The sequence below is a fragment of the uncultured Brevundimonas sp. genome (assembly GCF_947305955.1).
Classification (GTDB): Bacteria; Pseudomonadota; Alphaproteobacteria; order Caulobacterales; family Caulobacteraceae; genus Brevundimonas.
In genome coordinates this window covers 1-5,422 of sequence record NZ_CAMZFB010000083.1, presented here as the reverse complement: position 1 = coordinate 5,422, position 5,422 = coordinate 1, and the positions used below count along the sequence as shown (strand labels likewise).

The window sequence follows — 5,422 nt, the reverse complement described above, 5'->3', positions numbered from 1 at the left end:
CCCGCAGCCGCAGCGCCTCGGCCTCGCTCGACGACTGGCGCTTCGAACTCCGCGTCTAAACGGCCTCCGTCGACGTCGCTCAGGCGTCGGCGTGCAACTCCTGCTTCACCCGCTCCGCCAGTGACTTGATGTCCAGCGGCTTGGGCAGGAAGCTCACACCGACCTCGTCCTGAAGCAGGTCGGAGAAGTCGCTTTCGGCATAGCCCGAGATAAACAGCACCGGCACATCGCCCAGATACGGCCGCGCCTTGCGCAGCAGCGACGGGCCATCCAGCCCCGGCATGATCACGTCCGAAATCAGCATGTCGATCTGGCCCGACCATTCCTCGGCCAGTACCAGTGCCTCTTCACCGTCCTCGGCCTCGATCACCTCATAGCCGCGCTGGCGCAGCAGGCGGGCGGCGATGCCGCGAACAGCCGCCTCGTCTTCGACGAACAGGATACGGCCAGCGCCGGACAGATCGCGCGGAGCCTTGGCGACCTTCTCCACCACCGGAACCTCGACCAGCTCCTCGGCAGAGGCGGCAGGCAGGAAGATGCGGAAGGCCGCCCCTGCGCCCTCGATATTGGTGACGGTGATGTGGCCGCCCGCCTGCTGGACGATGCCGTAAACGGTCGCCAGACCCATGCCCGTGCCTTCATTGACCGCCTTGGTCGTGAAGAAGGGCTCGAAAATCTTGTCCAACAGCTCGGTCGGCACACCCGGTCCGGTATCCGCCACCTCGATCAGGGCCACGTCTTCGGGTGCATCACGCCAACCCAGATCGCGGGCATGGGCTTGAGTCAGGCGACGGGTGCGGATCGTCACCACCCCTGCCCCCGGCTCGACCACACCGCGCATGGCATCGCGGGCGTTAACGGCAAGGTTCATGACCGCCGTCTCAAGCTGGCTCTTGTCGGCCAGCACCAACGGCAGGTCGCGACCATAGTCGGTCTCAAGCCGCACGTCCTCGCGCAGCAGACGGCGCAACAGGACAGCGAACTCGCCCACCAGCTCGCCCAGATCAAGGCGCTCGCGGCGGACGGTCGACTTGCGCGAGAAGGCCAGAAGCTTACGCACCAGATCGGCGGCGCGAATGGCGGTCTGGCGGATTTCGTTCAGCCCTTCATAGGACGGATCACCGACGGGATGGCGCTCCAACAGGCCCGACAGCTGAAGCTGGATTGCCGTCAGCAGATTGTTGAAGTCGTGCGCCACACCACCGGCCAGCTGGCCGACGGCCTGCATCTTTTGGGCCTGCGAGAGTTGCAGCTCCATCGACTTCTGACCCGTCACGTCAAACAGCCAGATACGGCGGCCATCGCCCTCGGGCGCGACATACAGGTGAAGGCTGCGATCAGGATGGGCGCGGGCGACCAGCTCGATCGGGCCGGATGATCCGGCTTCCAGCTTGGTGCGCGCTTCCGCAACCGCCGAGGCGTCGAACAGATGACCAAAGGCGGCATCCGACGACGCCGCTGGCCCCGTCAGCAGCGACAGGGCGGCATTCGCCTCCTCGACCTTGCCCGCGAACAGGTCGTCGCCACGGATGACCGCAGAGCCAAATGGTGCACCCGCCGCCATGGCGCGGGCCTCACCCGACGGCATGGCCTGAACCGCGCCCTGTTTCGGTGTTGGCGAAATGGGCAGCACGGCATCGGGCGCAGCACGGACCAGATAGCGGCCCTGTCCGGCCAGACCGATCAGGACTTCCTTCTCGCGGCTACCGATCTGGACGATGGCGCGGCCCTGCTCGCCCTCGCGGGCCTGGGCAAAGGCCATATAGAGCGCACGACCCGACTTGCCGCGCGGCAGGTGAATCAGGTCGCCATTCTCTTCGGCCCATGCGGCGTTATAGGCCAGCACATGGCCGGACTCCCAGACCAGAGCCGCCGGCTCGGCCATGGCGTCCAGCATGTCGACAGCCGTGTCGCCCAGCGCCTGATTACGCTCGCCACGGCCAAATACCATCAGGCCGATGGTGGCCACGATACCCGCCGTCAGCACCAGAATAAGACTGGGTGCGCTCAGGGCATTGGCGCGAAACGCCGGATAGGCAATGGCACCGACCGCCACGCTGAATCCCACCGCCATCAGCAACAGCAACGGATCAATGCGGGCCTGACGCCCGATCCGCGTGCGAAGCCGATCCTGTGGAGTGGGAACTGTCATCTCGCCTCGCCTTTAGCGAATCATCCTGCTGCCATTCTAGGGCATGAAACTTAATCGTATCCTGTCTCGAAACAGGACAGTGCCGTCACCGTTTGCGTTGTTGCATGACGAAGCCGATCACCTTGGCGGCGGCCTCGAAATGCTCACGGGGAATAATGTCATCGACTTCCACCGTCGCATACAGCCCCCGTGCCAGCGGCACGTTCTCAACGATCGGCACGTCGTGTTCCTTGGCAATCTCGCGGATACGCAGAGCCAGCGCATCGACACCCTTGGCGACACAGACCGGTGCCGGATCGCCATCATCGGGGTTGTAGCGTAGCGCCACCGAATAGTGGGTCGGGTTGGTGACAACCACGGTCGCGGTCGGCACCGCCTGCATCATCCGCTGGCGGCTGCGCTGCATGCGGATCTGGCGCAGCTTGGCCTTCACATGCGGGTCACCTTCGGACTGTTTGAAGTCGTCCTTGGCTTCCTGTTTGGTCATCCGCATCCGGCGGGCAAAGCGGATGCGCTGCCAGATATAGTCCGCCCCCGCCGTCAGCCCCAGAAAAACCAGGGCCGCCACGAACAGCTTTACCGCCAGCTCGGTCGCAAACGGCAGGATGGCCATCGGGCTCATCGCGGCCAGATTTTCCAGCTCGCGCACATGGGGCTTCAGCACCCAGAAACAGACGGCACCGATAGCCAACAGCTTGATAAAGGTCTTGAGAAACTGGACCAGCCCGTCCGGCCCGAAGATGCGCTTGAACCCGCTGATAGGGTTCAGGGTGGACAGCTTGGGTTTGATCTTCTCGGCGGTGAAGATAAAGCCCTGCGACTGGGCGACATTGCCCACCACACTGCCGACAATCACAGCCAGCATCAGCGCCAGAAGAAATGGCGCAACGGCTCCCAGCGCCATCATGCCGATCTCGACGCCTGCCCCCGCATCCAGCCCGCCCAACATGGCATGCGGTTGAGACAGGAACGGCACCAGGTCGGACGCTATCTGCTGGCTGAAATAGCTGCCGCCCAACAAAAGGACAGCAGCCGCAACGGCCAGCGCCATGGTCTGGGCAATATCCGGAGAACGCGCAAAGTCACCTTTTTTGCGCGCCTCCTGAAGTTTTCGTGGCGAGGCCTCTTCTGTTTTTGAGTCCTGGTCGGCGTCTTCAGCCAAAAGCGCCTCCCGCAAAGACTCTGACCAAGGCGCGATAGCGGTCGATAAAGACCGTGCCCAGCACGCCGAGGCTCAAGGCGAAAACCGACAGACCCAGCAGCACGCTCAAGGGTGCCGCGGCGAAATAGACCTGAAACGACGGCATCACCCGCGCCACCAGACCCGAGGCGAGGTTGAACACCAGCGCAAACACCAGAACCGGCGCCGCTAGCTGCACTCCCAACAGGAAACTCTGGCTCAGGGTGCGGACCGCCATCTCGCTGAAGTCGGACGCGATCAGCGGCTTGGACGGCGCGATCATCTCGTAAGAGCCAACAATAGCTCCGATGAACAGATGATGGGTGTTGGTCGCAAAGATCAGCGTCAAACCCAGCAGGGTCAGGAATGACGACAGGGTCGAACCGGGCGAGGCCTGAAGCGGGTTGGCCGTTTGCGAAAAGCCCAGCGTCGTCTGCATCGAGACGATCTCGCCGGCCGTCATCAGCGAGGTCATGAAGATGCGCAGGATGGCCCCGATAGCCAGCCCCGTCGCCACCTCACGCAGTATCCAGCCCACCATTCCGCCCGTCGTCGCAGGCAGGGCCGGAAGCGTATGGCCGACCACCGGAAACAGGGCCATCGCCAGCAGGAGCGCCAGCGACAGACGGATACGTGCGGGCACGAAGCCCTCCCCCACACCGGGGATCAGCATGATCATGGCCCCCAGACGCGCGAACAAAAGCCCGCCCGCCCAAACCTGATCCACTGTGGCGTAGGGCTCCACTAGATGCCCGCGATACGGGCCGCGATGTCCCGCATAAACGCGCCCAATAGCGCGCCCATTAACGGCAGGAACAGCAACAGCGACACGAAAATGGCAATGATTTTAGGCGCATAGACCAGGGTCTGTTCCTGGATCTGGGTCAGGGCCTGAAACAGGCCGATCGCCACACCCACAACCAGAGCCACCACTAGCGCCGGCAGGCACAGCTGGATCGTCAGCCACAAGGCGTCCCGACCCACATCCAGTACTTCCGCGCCACTCATGACCCGCTCCGCTAACCTAGGCAATAAATGCCGACACTATGGTTAACGAGTTGATAACCACACCGCCAAGCCTATAGGGCCGATAAGGAAAACCGTGTCGGTTGACCCTCCCCAAACTGCGCGGTCTGTCCTAAAGAGCTTCCATGACTGATCACCAGCACCCCGCCGATGTCTCTCAGGAAGAGGCCGAAGCCGCCGTTCGCACCCTCATCCGCTGGGCCGGGGACAACCCCGACCGCGAGGGCCTTCTGGACACGCCCAAGCGCGTGGCCAAGTCGTATCGCGAGCTATTCCAAGGCTATGATGTCGACCCCAAGGAATATCTGAAGCGCACCTTCGAGGAGGTCGGCGGCTATGACGAGCTGGTTGTCCTCAAGGACATCCGCTTTGTCTCGCACTGCGAACACCACATGCTGCCGGTGATCGGCCGCGCCCACGTCGCCTATCTGCCGACCGACCGCGTTGTCGGCATCTCAAAACTGGCCCGCGTGGTCCAGGGCTTTGCCCGCCGCCTGCAGATTCAGGAAAAGATGACGTCGGAAATCGCCCACGCCATCATGGACGTGCTCAAGCCCCACGGCGTCGGTGTTGTGATTGAAGCCGAGCACAGCTGCATGACCATGCGAGGTGTAAATCTTCCCCACTCCAGCTTGACGACCTCGTGCCTGCTGGGGACTGTGAGAGAAGACGCCCGCACCCGCGAAGAATTCCTTCGACTGGTCCGGAGCTAAGCTCACACATTATTCAGTTGTAACAGCGTCACCGACACCGTCGCGGCGCTGAGTACCCACAAGCGAAGGGCGGCCCCTTAAGGGAGCCGCCCTTTGTTTTGGCCTTTAGAACAATACGTAAAGTTATGAAAAAGCTCCCTACGGAAACTGTTCTTTACGCAACTCCATACAACACCAGCAGTTATAGGCGATCATAAATAACGCCGAAACCTGCGAAGAATTCCTTCGTTCAGTTTTAGGCAAAGACAGTGACAATACGAAGGAGTAACTGCATGAAACGACCGCATCTCTGGACCGCCATCGCCTTTACTGCCTTGCTTTCTGCATGCGCGACGACCAGCAGCAACGAAA

5 protein-coding genes are annotated in these 5,422 nt (G+C 62.3%); 1 reads left to right on the top strand and 4 read right to left on the bottom strand.

Annotated elements, in window-relative coordinates; translation table 11 throughout:
• Window positions 1-79 precede the first annotated feature (79 nt).
• From cckA to fliQ, 4 genes are all read right to left on the bottom strand, one after another.
• The gene (gene cckA / locus Q0Y42_RS13885) at window positions 80-2,152 is read right to left on the bottom strand and encodes a cell cycle histidine kinase CckA (protein WP_297804957.1); all 2,073 of its coding nucleotides are present in this window, start codon (window positions 2,150-2,152) and stop codon (window positions 80-82) included.
• Between the two features lie 85 nt (window positions 2,153-2,237).
• Window positions 2,238-3,314 carry a flagellar biosynthesis protein FlhB gene (gene flhB, locus Q0Y42_RS13880; RefSeq protein WP_297804955.1) on the bottom strand — a complete coding sequence of 359 codons (1,077 nt, stop codon included), beginning with the start codon at window positions 3,312-3,314 and terminating at the stop codon, window positions 2,238-2,240.
• Window positions 3,307-4,077, bottom strand: coding sequence for a flagellar biosynthetic protein FliR (gene fliR / locus Q0Y42_RS13875; protein WP_297804952.1), 771 nt, complete (start codon window positions 4,075-4,077; stop codon window positions 3,307-3,309). Before fliR ends, flhB begins: the two co-directional genes overlap by 8 nt.
• On the bottom strand, window positions 4,077-4,340 hold the full coding sequence (fliQ, locus tag Q0Y42_RS13870; protein WP_297804949.1) for a flagellar biosynthesis protein FliQ: 264 nt from the start codon (window positions 4,338-4,340) through the stop codon (window positions 4,077-4,079). Before fliQ ends, fliR begins: the two co-directional genes overlap by 1 nt.
• Before the next feature lie 143 nt (window positions 4,341-4,483).
• Between fliQ and folE the strand changes: the two genes are divergently transcribed.
• Complete coding sequence (gene folE / locus Q0Y42_RS13865; RefSeq protein WP_297804946.1) at window positions 4,484-5,071, top strand: GTP cyclohydrolase I FolE; 588 nt, start codon at window positions 4,484-4,486, stop codon at window positions 5,069-5,071.
• Window positions 5,072-5,422 lie beyond the last annotated feature (351 nt).

Bases quoted from the DNA above. Each gene is read 5' to 3' on its own strand.
- folE (WP_297804946.1), top strand. From the start codon at position 4,484: ATGACTGATCACCAGCACCCCGCCGATGTCTCTCAGGAAGAGGCCGAA.
- fliQ (WP_297804949.1), bottom strand. From the start codon at position 4,340: ATGAGTGGCGCGGAAGTACTGGATGTGGGTCGGGACGCCTTGTGGCTG.
- cckA (WP_297804957.1), bottom strand. From the start codon at position 2,152: ATGACAGTTCCCACTCCACAGGATCGGCTTCGCACGCGGATCGGGCGT.